Annotated in this window: 13 protein-coding genes; 4 read left to right on the top strand and 9 right to left on the bottom strand. The window is 64.9% G+C overall.

The features are described 5' to 3' along the window. Nucleotides 1-11: 11 nt before the first annotated feature. From IVB26_RS17675 to IVB26_RS17645, 7 genes are all read right to left on the bottom strand, one after another. Nucleotides 12-716, bottom strand: a complete 705-nt coding sequence (locus IVB26_RS17675; protein ID WP_247972814.1) for an ABC transporter ATP-binding protein — start codon at nt 714-716, stop codon at nt 12-14. Next, nucleotides 713-1,504 (bottom strand): ABC transporter ATP-binding protein, encoded by a 792-nt coding sequence (locus IVB26_RS17670; protein WP_247972813.1) that lies wholly within the window; start codon nt 1,502-1,504, stop codon nt 713-715. Before IVB26_RS17670 ends, IVB26_RS17675 begins: the two co-directional genes overlap by 4 nt. Continuing rightward, nucleotides 1,501-3,390 carry an ABC transporter permease gene (locus IVB26_RS17665; RefSeq protein ID WP_247972812.1) on the bottom strand — a complete coding sequence of 630 codons (1,890 nt, stop codon included), beginning with the start codon at nt 3,388-3,390 and terminating at the stop codon, nt 1,501-1,503. Before IVB26_RS17665 ends, IVB26_RS17670 begins: the two co-directional genes overlap by 4 nt. 137 nt (nt 3,391-3,527) lie before the next feature. After that, entirely contained in the window at nt 3,528-4,730 is a 1,203-nt protein-coding gene (locus tag IVB26_RS17660; protein WP_247312754.1) for an ABC transporter substrate-binding protein, read from the bottom strand. 20 nt (nt 4,731-4,750) lie between these two features. Then, nucleotides 4,751-5,335 (bottom strand): amino acid synthesis family protein, encoded by a 585-nt coding sequence (locus IVB26_RS17655; RefSeq protein ID WP_247972811.1) that lies wholly within the window; start codon nt 5,333-5,335, stop codon nt 4,751-4,753. Between the two features lie 26 nt (nt 5,336-5,361). Next, nucleotides 5,362-6,258: a UPF0280 family protein gene (locus tag IVB26_RS17650; protein WP_247972810.1), complete on the bottom strand. Its 897-nt coding sequence runs from the start codon at nt 6,256-6,258 to the stop codon at nt 5,362-5,364. Next, nucleotides 6,255-7,712 (bottom strand): 6-hydroxynicotinate reductase, encoded by a 1,458-nt coding sequence (locus tag IVB26_RS17645; protein ID WP_247972809.1) that lies wholly within the window; start codon nt 7,710-7,712, stop codon nt 6,255-6,257. The genes IVB26_RS17650 and IVB26_RS17645 overlap by 4 nt, the downstream gene beginning before the upstream one ends. A 238-nt stretch (nt 7,713-7,950) precedes the next feature. Between IVB26_RS17645 and IVB26_RS17640 the strand changes: the two genes are divergently transcribed. Further along, nucleotides 7,951-8,433: a (2Fe-2S)-binding protein gene (locus IVB26_RS17640; RefSeq protein ID WP_247972808.1), complete on the top strand. Its 483-nt coding sequence runs from the start codon at nt 7,951-7,953 to the stop codon at nt 8,431-8,433. Next, nucleotides 8,433-11,957: a molybdopterin cofactor-binding domain-containing protein gene (locus IVB26_RS17635; RefSeq protein ID WP_247972807.1), complete on the top strand. Its 3,525-nt coding sequence runs from the start codon at nt 8,433-8,435 to the stop codon at nt 11,955-11,957. The genes IVB26_RS17640 and IVB26_RS17635 overlap by 1 nt, the downstream gene beginning before the upstream one ends. Before the next feature lie 127 nt (nt 11,958-12,084). Here the strand turns inward: IVB26_RS17635 and IVB26_RS17630 are convergent, their stop codons facing one another. Beyond that, nucleotides 12,085-13,053, bottom strand: coding sequence for a catechol 2,3-dioxygenase (locus tag IVB26_RS17630; protein WP_247972806.1), 969 nt, complete (start codon nt 13,051-13,053; stop codon nt 12,085-12,087). A 435-nt stretch (nt 13,054-13,488) separates the two neighbouring features. On the opposite strand from IVB26_RS17630, the gene IVB26_RS17625 reads away from it, so the two are divergent. Both IVB26_RS17625 and IVB26_RS17620 read left to right on the top strand, forming a co-directional pair. Further along, nucleotides 13,489-15,228 (top strand): ATP-binding protein, encoded by a 1,740-nt coding sequence (locus IVB26_RS17625; protein ID WP_247972805.1) that lies wholly within the window; start codon nt 13,489-13,491, stop codon nt 15,226-15,228. A gap of 259 nt (nt 15,229-15,487) precedes the next feature. Continuing rightward, nucleotides 15,488-15,982, top strand: a complete 495-nt coding sequence (locus IVB26_RS17620; RefSeq protein ID WP_247972804.1) for an MgtC/SapB family protein — start codon at nt 15,488-15,490, stop codon at nt 15,980-15,982. 252 nt (nt 15,983-16,234) lie between these two features. Here the strand turns inward: IVB26_RS17620 and IVB26_RS17615 are convergent, their stop codons facing one another. Continuing rightward, the gene (locus tag IVB26_RS17615; RefSeq protein ID WP_247972803.1) at nt 16,235-17,380 is read right to left on the bottom strand and encodes a PepSY-associated TM helix domain-containing protein; all 1,146 of its coding nucleotides are present in this window, start codon (nt 17,378-17,380) and stop codon (nt 16,235-16,237) included. Nucleotides 17,381-17,383 lie beyond the last annotated feature (3 nt).

The raw sequence follows: 17,383 nt of genomic DNA, 5'->3' as shown, positions 1-17,383 counted from the left end.
TCCCTTTGCCGTCACAACGATAGATGCGCGTCGCGGATATCCGGACGCGCGTCGAGCTCGGCCATGGTGCCGCCGAAGCAGACGCGGCCGCGCTCGATGATGTAGGCGCGATCGGAGATCAACCGCGCGAAATGCAGATTCTGCTCGGAGACGACGATGCTGACGCCCTCCTTCTTCATGGTCAGGATGGCATCGACCATCTGTTCCACGATCTTCGGCGACAGGCCTTCCGACGGCTCGTCGAGCAGCACCAGCGACGGATTGCCCATCAGTGTGCGGGCGATGGTGAGCATCTGCTGCTCGCCACCGCTCATGCGGCCGCCCGGACGGCCCCGCATCTCGCCCAGATTCGGAAACAGTGTGAACAGCTTTTCACGGGTCCAGTGCGGAGCGTTCGGACGCTTCGGCTGGCGGCCGACTTCAAGGTTTTCCTCCACCGTCAGGTCGGTGAAGATGCGCCGCTCTTCCGGCACATAGCCCAGTCCCTCGCGGACGATCTCATGGGTCGGTTTTGCCGAGACGTCCTTGCCCTCGAACATGATGCGGCCGGTTCGTTGCGCGACGAGGCCGACGATCGAGCGGAACGTCGTCGACTTTCCGGCGCCGTTGCGCCCGAGCAGCGCCACCACCTCGCCCTCGCCGACCTCGAAGCCGATGTCGAACAGGATATGCGCCGGGCCGTAATGACTGTTGAGCCCCTCGACGGTCAGCTTCATGCCGAGGCTCCCTCGCGGTGGCGGGCATCATAGACGAGGCCTTCGCCGAGATAGACCGCCTGCACCTGCGGATTGCCGCGCACCTCGGCCGGCGTGCCTTCGGCGATCAGCGTGCCGCGATTGAGCACGATGATCCGGTCGGCGTGCTCGAACACCACATCCATGTCGTGCTCGGTGAAGAGCACCCCGATCGACTTTTCGCGGGCGATCTGCGCGGTCAGCCGCATCAGATCGACCCGCTCGCGCGGCGCCATGCCCGCGGTCGGCTCGTCCATCAGGAGCAGCTTCGGCTGGTTGGCGAGCGCCACCGCAAGCTCGAGCCGCTTGAGGTCGCCATAGGCGAGCTCGCCGCACGGACGATCCGCGTAGCCGCCCATGCCGACGAGCTCGAGCAGCCGGCCGGCCTCGCCGCGATCGAAGTTCGGTGCCGAGCCGAGGAGGTTGAACAGCTGCTTCCCGTGCGAGATCAGCGCCACCTGGACGTTCTCGCGCACGGTCATGGTGGCAAAGGTCGCGGTGATCTGGAAGGTTCGCCCGACGCCAAGGCGCCAGACCTCACGCGGCTTCCTGGCCGTAATGTCTTCGCCGAGCAGGCGAACATGGCCGGTATCGGGCTTGTTCTGGCCGTTGAGCATGTCGAAGCAGGTGCTCTTGCCGGCGCCGTTCGGGCCGATCAGCGCCAGGATCTCGCCGGCGCGCAGCGAGAACGACACGCCGCGCACGGCATGAATGCCGCCATAGGATTTGGTCAGACCTTCGACCGCAAGAAGTGGGGGTGCATCGCTCATTCGGCGGACTCGATCGGCTTGGCAAGCAAGGGGGACCCGGGCGGCGATGCTTTCTTGCGACGCTGCGCCAGCATCTCCAGCATGCCGACGATGCCCTTGGGGAAGACGACGACGATCAGCATGATGAAGCCGCCAAGCACGAGCTTCGACAGATCGGTTTGACTGACCAGCCAGATGTTCAGCGCCTTGTAGACGATGGCGCCGATCACCGCGCCCGACACCGTCTCGACGCCGCCGAGCAGCACCATGACCAGTGCATCGACCGACAGCGAGATGCCAAGATTGTCAGGGAAGACGCTGCCCTTGAGATAGGCGAACAGCGCGCCGCCGATGCCGGCTGTCGTGCCGGCGATCACGAAGGCGGTCCATTGGATGCGCTTGGCGTTGATGCCGATCGCTTCAGTGCGCAGGAGCGAGTCGCGCGTGGCCCTGAGCGCATAGCCGAACGGCGAGAACACCATGGCCCGCAGCGCGACGGTCACCAGCGCGGCGACGCCGAGCGCCAGCCAGTAGAAGTTCGACGGGCTTGCCGCCCATTTTTCCGGCCAAACGCCCAGAATGCCGTTGTCGCCGCCAGTGACACTCACCCACTGGAACGCGATCGACCAGACGATCTGCGCGAAAGCGAGCGTCAGCATTGCGAAATAGACGCCGGAGAGCTGCACGGCGAAGAAGCCGAACACGGCGGCGCCCATGCAGCCGAGCAGCGGGCCGAGCAGCAGGCAGACGATCATCGGCAGCCCCGCCATCTTGGCGAGGAAAGCGACGCCATAAGCACCGAGGCCGAAATAAGCGGCGTGGCCGAAGGACGCGAGCCCGCCGACCGACATCAGGAAGTGCAGGCTGACGGCGAAGATGACGAAAATCGCGATCTCCGAGCCGACGGTGAGCAGATAATTGCCGGCGAACAGCGGCAGCGTCGCCGCGATCAGGAGTGCCGCTAGCGCGGCGAGCCGCTCATTCGATGTCAACGGCCGCCAGGGATTGACGGTGAGACCCGGCGTCTTGCGCGCGGGCGCCTCCGGCTTGCCGAACAGGCCCCAGGGTCGCACGATCAGCACCACGGCCATCACCAGGAAGACCAGGATGATGGAAATCTTCGGGAAGATCAGGATGCCGAAGGCGTTGAGCTCGGAGACCAGCACGGCTGCGACGAAGGCGCCGACGATGCTGCCGAGGCCGCCGATCACGACCACGACGAAGACCTCGACGATGATCCGCAGATCCATGGCATGATGCACGGCATCGCGCGGGATCTGGAGCGCACCGCCGAGCGCGGCCAGGAAGACCCCGACCGCGAACACCGACGTGAACAGCCATTTCTGGTTGACGCCGAGCGCTGCGACCATATCGCGGTCCTGCGTCGCCGCGCGCACCAAGACGCCCCACCGCGTGCGCTGGAACAGCAGCCAGAGAATGCCGAGCACGACCGGGCCGAGCACGATCAGGAACAGGTCGTAGCTCGGGATGTTCTGGCCGAAGAAATCGATGGCGCCCTTGAAGCCCGGCGCGCGGCGACCAACGAGATCGTCAGGCCCCCAGATCAGCACGACGAGATCCTCGACCATCAGGGTCAGGCCGAAGGTTGCGAGCAGCTGGAACAGCTCCGGCGCATGATAGATGCGCCGGAGCAGCACCATCTCGACGAGCACGCCGATCAAGGCCACGGCAAACGCGGCCATCACGATCGCGCCCCAGAAACCGAGCGCACCCGACAGGCGCTCCGTCAGCGTGAAGGCGATGTAGGCGCCGATCATGTAGAAGGCGCCATGCGCGAAATTCACGATCCGCGTCACGCCGAAGATGATCGACAGGCCCGAGGCCACCAGAAACAGCGACGCTGCGCTGGCGAGACCGGTCAGAAACTGTACGACATAAAAGGCCATCGGCGGTCCGGGTTGGGTCTGAATTTCAGCTCTCCCCGCTCTTGCGGGGAAAGGCGTCGTGGCTTCGTAGGGTGGGTTACGCCAGCGGACTGCGCTTCGCGCAGCCGCGGGCTAACCCACCCTACGGCAGCGGAGAATCAATCCTTCGGCCGCAGCTTCTCGACTTCGGCATCGCCAGGCAGATAGTCCGCGCCCTTCTTGTAGGACGAGTCCACCATCACGCCCTTGCCGTCCTTCAGCGCGGTCTTGCCGACGAAGGCACCGAGTGTCGACTGGTGATCGATCTTGCGGAAGGTGATCTCGCCGAACGGCGACGGCACGGAGAGGCCTTCTGCCGCGGCGATCAGCTTCTCCGGATCGCTCGAGCCGGCCTTCGCCAGGATCGCAGCCGCCGACTTGATGGTCTGATAGCCGACGATCGAGCCGAGACGCGGATAGTCGTTGTACTTGGCCTGGTAGGCCTTCAGGAACGCGTCATGCTCGGGAGTCTTGATTGAGTACCAGGGATAGCCGGTGACGATCCAGCCCTCGGGCGTCTCGTCCTTGAGCGGATCGAGATATTCGGGCTCGCCGGTCAGGAAGGAGACGACCTCGCGCCCCTTGAACAGGCCGCGGGTGTTGCCTTCGCGCACGAGCTTGACGAGGTCGGCGCCGAAGGTGACGTTGAGGATCGCTTCCGGGTTGGCGGCGGCAACGGCCTGCACCACCGGGCCTGCGTCGATCTTGCCCTGCGGCGGCCATTGCTCGTCGACCCACTGGATGTCCGGGCGCTTCTCCGACATCAGCTTCTTGAACACCGCGACCGCGGACTGGCCGTATTCGTAGTTCGGCGCGATCGTCGCCCAGCGTTTGGCCGGCAGCTTGCTCGCCGCTTCCACCAGCATCGCCGCCTGCATGTAGTTGGAGGGGCGCAGACGGAATGTGTATTTGTTGCCCTTGGACCAGGTGATGGCGTCCGTCAGCGGCTCGGCCGCGAGGAAGAACACCTTCTTCTGGTTGGCGAAGTCGCTGACCGCGAGGCCGATGTTCGACAGGAACGTGCCCGTCAACATCGCAACACCCTCGCTCGACACGAGCTCGTTGGCCGCGGTCTGCGCATCCGCCGGCTTGCCGCCGTCGTCCTTGGAGATGACGACGAGCTTCTTACCATTGATGCCGCCGGCCGCGTTGACCTCCTCGACCGCGAGCTGCCATCCCTTGCGGTAGGGCTCGGTGAAGGCCGGCAGCAGCGAATAGCTGTTGATCTCGCCGATCTTGATATCCTGCGCCATGGCCGAATGAGCCATGCCACCCGCCAACAGCGCAAACGCCGCGCCGACGAAATAGTTCTTTGCTCGCATCCCAACCTCCACCGTTAAAATTATCTTAGACCGTCTTCGCCTTTGATCTCCGCAACCGTCAGCCCGCCGACGCGCGGCAAAGGCCGGCCGCTGTCGGTGACAGCGACCGCGACCATGATCTCATTGGCGCGCGGCGCGTCGTTGATCTGTACTTCCATGCCATCGAAGTGACTACGCACGAAGGCTGCGTCCTTGTGACCGAGGGGAATGTCGAGCGTGGTGCCGGGCCCGCTGCGCTTCTTCGACGACGGAATCAGCGCGGCACCCTTGGTCAGCACCTTGCGTACTGGCGCGCCCATCTTCGGGTGAAGAATTGCAGCGGCATGTTCCAGCTCGCCGTTCTCGCCGACAGCCGCGGCCTTGCCATAGCTCTGCGCCTTGGAACCGTCGATGCCGAGAGCCGCCACCGCGCGCTTCGACAGCAGCTCGCCCAGCTCCTCGCCGATCGTGATTAGCGGCGAAAGGTCTTCGACATATTGCCCCGCGAAGGGATTTTCGATCACGGCGATTGCCGCGGCTCGCCGCGTCGGCGGTGAAACTTGCCGGCCCATCTCCATCTGCGTCTCTTCGACGACGGTGACGATCTTGCGGATGATCGCGCTCATGATTGTGTCCTCAGGCTCTTCCCTGCTCAGGCATGAACCGCGTTCTCCAGCTTACGTGGGCGCGCTTCTTGCCGTTCAATATCTTTCGGTCCGATGACAAGCATATCACCACAAAGCTGCAACACCGCACCCTCGATCAAGCCGCGATCGAACAATTGGCGTGCACATTCCGCGCCAGATTCGAGTGCTGTGGCGATCTCGTCGTGCGACAACGGGCCGACGTCGCGGGTGACGAGGCGTGGACCGAGATCGCTGTCGGGCTGAAGCTCGCTGGCCGGCTGACGGATGATGGCAGGATGTCCCGGCAGATCAACGGCATTGGCGATGACCGTCGCCGCCGCATCGGCTTGCGATGCCGTTGCGGCCAGCACCGTCACCGCGTCGGCAATCCCGAGCGAAAAGCTGCGGCCATGGCGCCCGCTGGTCGCGACGCCCCGCACCGGGTCGTCCGCCTCGACCCGCAAAGCTCGCATCACGCCATCACGATCGGGCCGATCCATCAGGCCAATCGAAAAATGCTCGCTCCGGCCGAGATGAAGGGCGATGTCGCCGCCATTGTTGACATAGGCCTGATTGAGCGTCGCAGCGCCGAGCATTGCGCCGAGAATCTCCTCCGCCACGCTGCCGGCAACGGCGGCCATCGGCGTGATGAAGCAATCAGCGGCAAAGGGCGCCACCGCGGCGTGCATACGGCGCGCCGCAACGCCCCTCAGCGCAGTCCGCCCCCTGGCAGCAGCGCGCAGCTCCGGCAACTCCGCGCAGAGCTCGTCGAGCAGCCCCGTGAACCGCCGCGCCGCAGCCTCATAGGCCGCGCGCACCTCTCCTGCCTCTCCCCTCGCCCCCACGATCAGATCGATCGGTCCATCCTGCAAATGCAGCCGCCGGCCATCAGACAGCAATGCGATTTGCGGGAGCCTTGTCATGCCCGGGGTCCCGGAATTGGATTCTGCCAGGGCAATTGCCGGACATCGTCGCCCCCCTGCACCTCGGACAGCGGCTTCACATAGTCCATGTGCCCGCCGAGCGCAGCGTAGTCCGACAGCTTCATCGTGAACTCGATCGGCGCGACCAGCGCCGGCGTCGGCACATAGCCGAACGCGCCCGCCGGCATCTGCGTGACATCGACCATGTAGGTGATACCCCCGCCCGGCCAGACATAGACCGGCGCGCCGCCGCTGGTGACGCGCGTCAGCGCGTCCTTCACCGAGCGCGTCAGCCGCACCGGGTTGTCGGTCACGCCCGCGCGCAGCGAGCCGCCAGCGCCGGCCATGAACAGCACCGTGCATAGCGCCGGCTCGCAATTCTCCTGGATGCGCTCGACGGAGAATTTCAAGTCGGCAGGCATCTCGGTCTCGACCGGCTTCAGGGCCTCGTCGAGCACGTAATAGGACGAATGCTCGCCGGTGGTGGAAACCATGAGCATGGTCAGACCGGCCTTGGCCTCCTTGGCATCGAACGGCCCAAGGATCGCCAGCGGATCGGAGATGTTGGTGCCGCCCCACCCCGTGCCGGGATCGGCAACCTGGAAATAGCGGCCGGGCGTCGAGCGCCGGCCTTTCATCTTGATGCCGGTGTCGGCGATATCGAGCAGCTTCCCGGCCTGGTGTTCGCTCAGCACGCCGGTGATGTGGTCGTCAACCACGACGACCTCGTCGACCTTGCCGTGCCATTGCTTGGCGAACATGCCGATCGTCGCCGAGCCGCAGCCGACGCGCATGCGCTCTTCTTTCACGCCGTTGACGATCGGCGGCTGGCCGGCCTGCACCACCACGCTCGCGCCACCGTCGATGGTCAGCTCCACCGCCTTGCAATTGGCAAGGTCCATCAGCGTGTCGCAGGTGACGCGGCCCTCCTTCTTGGAGCCGCCGGTCAGATGATGCACGCCGCCGAGCGAGAGCATCTGCGAGCCGTATTCGCTGGTGGTGACATGGCCAACCGCCTCGCCCTGCGCGCGCACCGTCGCGGTTTCGGGGCCGAGATATCGGTCGGTGTCGATCTTCACCTTGATGCCGCAATAGGAGAAGATGCCCTCGGTGACGACAGTCACCATGTCGACGCCGTCGACCTCAGCAGAGACGATGAAGGGCGCCGGCTTGTAATCGGGATAGGTGGTGCCCGCGCCGATCGCAGTGACGAAGGTCGAGGGCTCGTGGACGATCTTGCCGTCCCAATCTTCGGTGCGGCTGAACGGGACCAGCTTGCCGCCATGTGAGACGGTGCGCTCCAGGATCACATGCGGATCGACGCGGACGAGCTTGCCCTCGTGATTGGCGTAGCGGTCGCAGGCACCCGCCGCACCCGGCTTGATGTAGCACATCACCGGACATGCATCGCAGCGGATCTTGTCGATGGCAGCGCTCGTTGTTTCCATCACCATGTGAGAAGCCGGTTATCATTCGTATACGAACGATGGTGCGCGCGCTCCGGATGGCTGTCAAGCGGCGGTGCGGCGCAAAAGATGCGGCTGGCGCATAAAACCTCATTTGCCTATCCGCTCTGTCCACAAAGAAGGCAGTCGCGCTGCAGTGCGGCATGGACGGCTTGCACGTTTGTGTACAAACGGTATCGTCGCGACGTAAATTTGCGAGCACTTGGCCGCGAGCTTGGGAACGAGGATGCCGCAGGCACCGATCCGCCTCACCGTGAACGGCAGGATCCACGAGATCGCTGCGGCGCCAGAGACGCCGCTGCTCTATGTGCTGCGCAACGACCTCGCGCTCAACGGCCCCAAATATGGTTGCGGACTCGGCGAATGCGGCACCTGCACTGTCCTGATCGACGGAGCCGCGGCCCGCTCCTGCGTGATTCCCCTGAGCGGCTGCGCCGGCCGCGACATCGTGACGCTCGAAGGGCTCGGCACGCGCGACAAGCCTGATGTGGTGCAGCAGGCCTTCGTCGACGAACAGGCCGCGCAATGTGGCTATTGTCTCAACGGCATGATCATGACCACCAAGGCGCTCCTCGCGATCAACCCGCGACCGAGCGAACAGGAGGCGCAGGCGGCGCTGCGCTACAATCTCTGCCGTTGCGGCACCCATGTCGAAATCCTGCGCGCCGTGATGCGCGCGTCGGGCCAGCTCGCCGAGGCCGGTGATTGATGACCTCCCCTGTCCCTGATGGAGCTGAGCGGCAATCCGGTTCGCTCGTCGTCGTCCGCACCGTGGACGAGGTCACATCCGAGACTTTCGTGCGCATCACCGCGGACGGATCGGTCACGGCCTATAACGGCCATGTCGATCTCGGCACCGGCATCCGCACCGCCCTCGGCCAGATCGTCGCCGAGGAATTAAATGTGTCCTTTGCGCGCGTCGTCGTGGTGCTCGGCGACACCTCTGTGGTGCCGAACCAGGGTGCGACGATCGCAAGCGAGACGATCCAAATCACCGCCGTGCCGCTGCGCAAAGCGGCCGCGCAAGCGCGTCACTTTTTGATCACGCGCGCGGCCGAGCGGCTGGAGCTGCCGGAGGCCGACCTCAGGATTGAGGACGGCCTCGTACGCGGGCACGACAATCGCAGCGTCAGCTATGGCGAGTTGATCGGCGGCGAGACGATCCGCCTCGAGCTTGCCGACGACGTCGCTGTCAAACCCGTCGGCGACTACGCCATCGTCGGTCAGTCGATGCCGCGCGTCGACCTGCCCGCCAAGGCCACGGGCGAGCTGACTTTTGTGCACGATATCCGGGTGCCCGGCATGCTGCACGGCCGTGTGGTGCGTCCGCCCTATGCCGGTGTCGATGCCGGCCCGTTCGTCGGCACCAGTCTGATCGCGGTCGATGAATCCTCGGTACGCGACGTCCCCGGCGTCATCGCCGTGGTCCGTATCGGTGATTTCGTCGGTGTCGTCGCCGAGCGCGAGGAGAATGCGATCCGCGCGGCAGAACAGCTCAAGGTCGGCTGGAAACCGACGCCCACCCTCACCGATCTCGCCGACGTCGAGACCGCGCTGCGCGCCAATCCGTCGACGCCACGCACGCTGATCGACAAGGGCGATGTCGATGCGGCGATCTCAGGCGCAGCCAAGCCGATGCAGCGCACCTATGTCTGGCCGTATCAGATGCACGCCTCGATCGGCCCGTCCTGCGCGGTCGCGGATTTTCAGGACGGCAACATCCGCGTCTGGTCGGGCACGCAGAACCCGCATGTGCTGCGCAGCGACCTTGCGCTGCTGATCGAGCGTCCTGAGAGCGAGATCGAGGTCATCCGCCTGGAGGCGGCGGGCTGCTACGGCCGCAACTGCGCCGATGACGTTACCGCGGATGCGCTGCTGCTGTCGCGCGCGGTCGGCCGACCCGTGCGCGTGCAGCTGACGCGCGAGCAGGAGCATGCCTGGGAGCCCAAGGGCACTGCGCAGCTCATCGACGTCAATGGCGGGCTCGATGCCCACGGCGGCATCGCTGCTTACGATCTCGCCACGCGCTATCCCTCGAATGCCGCACCGACGCTGGCGCTGCTGCTCACCGGCCGGATCTCGCCCGAACCGGCCGTGCTTCAGATGGGCGACCGCACCGCGATCCCGCCCTATGACTACGACCACATGCGCGTCGTCGCCCACGACATGGCGCCGATCGTGCGCGCGTCCTGGTTTCGCGGCGTCTCGGCGCTGCCGAACACCTTTGCGCATGAATCCTACATCGACGAGGCCGCAACCGAGGCCGGCGTCGACCCGATCGAATATCGCCTGCGTTACCTGAAAGACCAACGCGCGGTCGATCTCGTCAATGCGGTGGCCGAGCGCGCCGGCTGGATACCGCGCCCTGTTCGCGAGGAGAAGGACGGCGAGGTCGTGCATGGACGCGGCTTTGCCTATGCGCTCTACGTCCACAGCAAGTTTCCCGGCTATGGCGCGGCGTGGTCGGCGTGGGTCGCCGACGTCGCCGTGAACAAGTCGACCGGCGACGTCAGCGTCACGCGCGTGGTTGCGGGCCAGGATTCCGGCCTGATGATCAATCCGGACGGCGTGCGCCACCAGATCCACGGCAACGTCATCCAGTCCACGAGCCGCGCGCTGATGGAGGAGGTCTCGTTCGAGCGCGGCGCGGTGGCGGCACGCGAATGGGGCGCCTATCCGATCATCCCCTTCCCTGATGTGCCCAAGATCGACGTGCTGTTGCTGCCGCGTCAGCACCAGCCGCCGCTCGGCGTCGGCGAATCCGCGTCCGTCCCGAGCGCAGCGGCGATTGCGAACGCGATTTTTGATGCCACCGGCGTGCGCTTTCGCGAGCCACCGTTCACACCCGAGCGCATCCTGAAGGGGCTGCACGGCGGGATGCCGGCGACACCGCAAGCGTTGCCCGCGCCAGCCGCGCCGCAGCCGTCCCGCATCTGGGAAAATCCCTTCGCCAAACGCGCCAGCATCTTCACGACGATTGCGGCCGTTTGCACCGCCGCGATCGGTATCGGCGCCGCGCTTCTGCCCGGGCGCGCGATGGCGCCGATCGCACGCCCCGATGCATCAGTTTATTCTGCGGCGACCATCGCGCGCGGCCAGCAGCTTGCCGCGCTCGGCAATTGCGCGGAGTGCCACACCACGATCAATGGTGTGCTCAACGCGGGGGGCCGCGCGCTGGAAACGCCGTTCGGCATCATCCACAGCACCAACATCACGCCGGACGTCGAGACCGGCATCGGTGCCTGGTCCTATCCCGCCTTCGAACGGGCGATGCGCGATGGATTGCATCGCGACGGCCGCCAGCTCTACCCAGCCTTTCCCTACACGCATTTCGCCAAGACCAACGAGGCCGACCTTCAGGCTCTGTACGCCTACCTGATGGCGCAGCCTGCGGTGCGCGCGACGACACCGGCGAATGAACTGGCCTTCCCGTTCAACCTGCGCCCGCTGCTCGCAGGCTGGAACGCGCTGTTTCACCGGACAGAAGAGTTCAAGCCCGACCCCGCCAGATCCGAGCAATGGAATCGCGGCGCCTACCTCGTGGAGGGCCTCGGCCATTGCAGCGGCTGCCACTCGCCGCGCAATGCGCTCGGCGCCGAGCAGCGCGAATCCTATCTGGCCGGCGGCTTCGCCGAGGGCTGGGAAGCGCCGCCGCTGACCTCGCTCTCGCATGCGCCGGTCCCCTGGAGCGAGGACGAACTGTTCACTTATTTGCGCACCGGCCATTCGCGCTATCACGGCGTTGCCGCCGGCCCGATGGCGCCTGTGGTCAGGGACCTCAAAGCCCTGCCCGATCAGGACATCCGCGCGATGGCCGTCTATCTCAACTCGTTCAACGACAGCGCGGCCGAGACGCCGGGCACGCTTGCGGCACGGCTCGAAAGCGCGACCCAAGTCACCGTCGCGCCGTCCAGCGGCGCGCGCCTCTATCAGGGCGCCTGCGCCGTCTGCCACGAGGTCGGCGGTCTGCCGCTGTTCGGCAGCCGGCCCTCGCTCGCGCTCAACAGCAATCTGCACAGCGCCACGTCGGGCAATCTCGTGCAGGTGATCCTGCACGGTGTCATCGAGCCGGTGTCGAGCGATCTCGGCTACATGCCCGCCTTCAAGGGCAGCATGAGCGATGCGCAAATCGAGGAGCTCGTCACCTTCCTGCGCAGGCAGTTCGCGCCGGACAAGCCGGCGTGGACCGATGTGCGCGAAACCATCGCGCGGGTGCGCAGCTCAACCCACTAGTCATTCCGGGGCGACGCGAAGCGGCGAAGCCGGAATCCATTACCCCCGCTGGTGGTTATAGATTCCGGGCTTCCTCGCTACGCTCGGGCCCCGGAATGACACTGAATGAAACGTCGGAGTAACAGCTCTAGCCGTGCTTCTTCACGTCCACCGGCGGCGTGCCGTGGGTGTGGAAAGACTCGATCGTCTTCAGCCCCCATGCCTGGCCCTTCTTGCGCTCCTCCTCGGTCCACACGATCGGCTTCCAGTCGGGTGCGAGGATGAGACGCGCGCCGGCGTTGGCGACTTCGACGCGGTTGCCGCCGGGCTCGTAGACGTAGAGGAAGAAGGTCTGCTGGATCGCGTGCTTGTGCGGGCCGGTCTCGATGTGGATGCCGTTCTCCAGGAAGATGTCGGCGGCGCGCAGAATCTCCTCGCGGCTATCGAGCGCGTAGGTGACGTGGTGGAAGCGGCCGGGCGTGCCTGAATGATCGAGCGAATAGGCGAAATCGTAGCTCTTGTTCGACATCGTCAGCCACATCGCCGCTTCCCTTCCGTCGTTGAGCACGATCTGCTCGGTGAGGCGGCAACCGAGGTAATTCTCGAAGAACTCGCGGTTGGCCTTGATGTCGACGGCGAGGCAGTTGAGATGATCGAGGCGGCGGACGTTGACGCCGCGCGCGGGGAAGCGCTGGGCCTGGTTCTTCAGCGCCGGTTTCAGCTCGGGCGGCGCCTGATACCATTCAGTCTCGTAATAAAGCTCGACGATGTGACCGTCGGGATCGCGGCAGCGGAAGGTCGGCCCTTGCCCCATATCGCCGTCGATCCAGCCAATGTCGAAGCCGGAGCCTTTCAGCGCGGCGACGCGGCGCTCCAGCGCCTGCTGGCTGCGTGCGCGCAGCGCCATGTGCTCCATGCCCGAGGTCTTCGACGCCGTCAGCTTGAGCGAATAGCGCTCGTAATCGTCCCAGCCGCGTAAGTATACCGACTCGCCCTTTTGGCCGCTGACGGTCATGCCCATGACGTTGACGAAGAATTCCAGGCTCTCGTTCGGCTTGGGCGTCAGCAGCTCCATATGGCCGAGATGAGCAAGATCGAGGATCGGTTCGGGCTGCATGCTTTCCTCTAGGCACAGCTAGCGATCCGTCGGACCGGATCGCGCGATCGGGCGCGGGGCCGCAACGCGCCCGATTTGCCCGAAGGCGGCATCGAGCCGCCGTCTCATTTGTACTAATGTACAAATGATTAGGCCTCGTCAACAAATCAAACATGACCTTGATCGACTGACGTCCCTCTCGAAGACCAAATCCCCCGATCGGCGGACCGACTGGCCGGATGGTAAATTATTGCTTAAGTGCTTTTGGCGGCCAACGGTCTTTGGAACCGCAGCATTTTCCCGCCGATTCTGCCCAGACGGATGCAATCGGAACAAACCTCCTGACCGAATTGTCGCGGATTTAACGAAGCGGCCGCGCCTGCCGCTTAACCGTTTGTGCAGCGACGGCCGCGCATAGTCCGGGCAAATCCCTCGCTCTTGCCAGGTTCATTGATCGTGACATCCTTTGGACGCGTGATTTCGGTTCGCGGATCGCTCGCCCGGGTCGGGCTATTGGCTGAAAGCCAGATGCCGATCTCGGAAGTTCGGGCGACCGTCGGCCGCTTCGTCAGTATTCGCAGCGCCAGTTCGGTCATCGTCGCGATGATCACCGAGGTCTCCTGCGAGAACCTGTCGAGCAGCGACAGCTATATCGCGGTCGCCTCGGTCGACCTGCTCGGCGAGATCCTCAATGCCGCCGACAAGCCCAAATTCCAGCGCGGCGTCACCAACTACCCGACCATCGGGGATGCCGTCGATCTGATTACCAGCCAGGAGCTGCGCACGATCTACGCGCCGACCGGGTCGGACCAGATCAATGTCGGTTTTCTCCAGCAGGACCGCTCGGTCATCGCCTATGTCGACGTCGAGGAAATGCTGTCCAAGCATTTTGCAGTGCTGGGATCGACCGGCGTCGGCAAATCCACCGGCGTGTCACTGCTGCTCAACGAGATCCTGAAGGCGCGCCCGAACCTGCGCATCTTCCTGCTCGACGTGCACAACGAATATGGCCGCTGCTTCGGCGACCGCGCGCTGGTGCTCAACCCGCGAAACCTGAAGCTGCCGTTCTGGCTGTTCAATTTCGAGGAAATCGTCGACGTGCTGTTCGGCGGCCGCGCCGGCGTGCCGGAGGAGCTCGACATCCTCGCCGAGGTGATCCCGCTCGCCAAGGGCGTCTATACCCAGTATCAGAACGCCGACCGCATCGGCCTGAAGCGCATCGATCCCAAGCAGATCGGCTACACCATCGACACGCCGGTGCCCTATCGCCTGGTCGACCTGATGTCGTTGATCGACGAGCGCATGGGCAAGCTGGAAAATCGTTCCTCGCGCATCATCTATCACAAGCTGATCTCACGCATCGAGGCCGTGCGCAACGACCCGCGCTATGCCTTCATGTTCGACAACGCCAATGTCGGCGGCGACACCATGGCCGAAGTCATCAGCCATCTGTTCCGCCTCCCGGCGAACGGCAAGCCGATGACGGTGATGCAGCTCGCCGGCTTCCCGGCCGAGGTCATCGACTCCGTCGTCTCGGTGCTCTGCCGCATGGCCTTCGACTTCGGCCTGTGGAGCGACGGCGTCTCGCCGCTGCTGTTCGTGTGCGAGGAAGCGCATCGCTACGCCTCCGCCGACCGCAACATCGGCTTCGGCCCAACCCGCAAGGCGGTGTCGCGCATCGCCAAGGAAGGCCGCAAATACGGCGTCTATCTCGGCCTCATCACTCAGCGTCCGGCCGAGCTCGACGCCACCATCATCTCCCAGTGCAACACGCTGTTCACGATGCGGCTTGCCAACGAGCGCGACCAGGCGCTGCTCCGCGCCGCCGTGTCGGACGCCGCCGCGAACCTGCTCTCCTTCGTACCCTCACTCGGCACGCGCGAAGTGCTGGCCTTCGGCGAAGGCGTCGCGCTGCCGACGCGCCTGCGCTTCAAGGAAGTGCCACCGCATCAATTGCCGCGCGGCGAAGCCACCATCTCGAGCGTACCGTCCGTCACCTCCGGCCACGACATGCATTTCGTCAGCGCCGTGCTCGAGCGCTGGCGCGGCGCCACCTCGCAGCGCGATGTGCCGAACGACCCGGTGTTCTCGGCCCCACCCGCCAAGACGATGTCCAACGTCGAGGCCCCGATGCTGCAACCCTCGATGGGGCTCGATCCGGACCGCTTCTCACTCCTGAAGAAGCCGTTGCGGTAAGGCGCGGACACCGCTTCCACAGATTCCGCTGTCATGCCCCGGCTTGACTGGGGCATCCAGTACACCGTGGCTTCTCGATTCAATCAGTTCTGTCTCTGGAATACTGGATCGCCCGATCAAGTCGGGCGATGACTGCGAGTGCGTGGCGGGCACCTCGGCACATTGAGGCCACAGCCCGCATAGACTATGTTTTGCCGGCTCCAAGCCGAACCCTCGCATGATCACATGGGACAAGTGCCGAAGAAGTGACAGGCAAGACATGACCGAGCTGGACTGGCCCGAAATTCTGCTGCGCCTGGGAGCCGCGACGCTCGCCGGCGGCGCGATCGGCCTGAACCGCGACCTGCACGGCAAGCCGATCGGGCTGAAGACGCTCGGCATCGTCGGGCTCTCCACCGCGACCGTGGTTCTGCTCGCACTGCAGCTTGCCGAACCGACCAAGGTCGCCGACGCCGCCAGCCGTGTCATCCAGGGCATCCTCACCGGGATCGGCTTTCTCGGCGCTGGCGTCATCGTGCACCAAAGCACGGGGTTTCGCGTTCGGGGCCTGACCAGCGCCGCCTGCACCTTCCTCGCCGCCTGCCTCGGCATCGTTTGCGGCGCCGGACAATGGAAGATCGTCATCGTCGCCTTGGCGCTGGCATTCATCCTGCTGACCATCGGCCGCCGCCTCGAGCGCCGGCTGCATCGGATGCTTGGCGGCAAGGACGAGGCGCACGACGTCGAAAGCGGCCCGAAAGAGCAGCACCCATAGCAGCCCGTTAGACGGGTTGCGCCGTCAGTGCGAGCGACCTGAGCGATGCCAGTAGAAGACTGCAAGCGCGACCGGCAACGAAAGTGCCAGCCACGACAGCCCATCCCAGATTCCATCTCCAACGAGTGCCAGACCGAGTCCCGCGGCGCAGACCAAGCCGACGAGGAGCGGAATCCGGAACACGTCCCAGGCACGTCTGTGATTCCGGGCCCGGTTCGGAACGTCCGCCTTCGAAACGGAAGAGAGCATGGACTAGACACCGACTGTTGCGGTCGGGCCTGCGCCGAGCGGCTTGCGGCGGACCGACGACCTTCTTCTTGCCGCCCAGAGGTAGATCCCACTGACGAGGACGATGATCGCAATCACGTCCAGCAGCGCCCAGACGATCTTCAGCGGAAGCCCGCCGTAGTCGCCGAAATGCAGCGGGCGCGAGACCTGAAGCGTCTTCAGATACCACGGCACTTCAGGCGCAACGATCGTCTTGCCGTCGTTGGCGTCGACCAGCATGGGCTGGAGCATGCGCGCCGTGAAGGGCGTGGCGCCCTTGGTCCAGACGACGAGGTGCTGCGGGCTGCCGAAGCGCGCCGACGTCGGCATCGTCACCGAGGTGACCAGGCGATCCGGGAATCTTGCACGGACGAGCTCGACAGCGGCCTGAACTGAAGGGATCGGAGCCACGGGCTTGCCCAGATGCGGCGCCAGCAACACGGGAATGAGTTGCGCCCGCCACAGGTCGAACAGCGGCGTCGCCAGCGTGTTGATCATGCCGGTGAGGCCCACCACCATCGTCCAGGTCACGGTGACGATGCCGAGGAGATTGTGGGTGTCGAGCCATTTGACGCGGGGCGACGATCGCCGGCGGATCGTACCAAAATCGAGCCGGCGCATGAACGGCCAATAGACCACGACACCGGATACGATCGACACAGCGAACACGAGCCCCATTGCCCCGAGAAACAGCTCGCCGGGCAGGCCTGCGAACATATCCTTGTGGATCCGCAACACGACATCCATGACGCCTTGATGCGGTGCCTCCTCTCCAAGCACCGTCGCCGTACGCGCATCGAGAGTCAGACGATGGAAGTTGCCCGGCGCCGGGACAGCGGTCGGAGAGACCGCAGCCGTCACCAGCGGCTCCGTCTGCTTCAGGTTGAGAAGCAGAACGTATTGCCCGGGAAACCGCGCCTGCGCCGCCGCGATCATCCGGTCGAGCGAGAGGCGCGGCGTTCCCTCCGGCATGGCGGGAGCTGCGATCTCGTCCTCGAGCAGATCGTCGATCTCGTCGTGAAAGACCAGCGGAAGGCCTGTCACGCACAGCATCAGCAGGAACAGCATGCATACCAGCGAGGTCCAGGTGTGAATGCGGGACCACAGGCGGATCGTGCGTGCGTGAACCATGGC

Source organism: Bradyrhizobium sp. 195 (genome assembly GCF_023101665.1).
In the GTDB taxonomy this organism is placed as follows: Bacteria; Pseudomonadota; Alphaproteobacteria; order Rhizobiales; family Xanthobacteraceae; genus Bradyrhizobium.
Note: the sequence above shows the minus strand (reverse complement) of the source record. Positions and strands in the feature narration are given on the sequence as shown.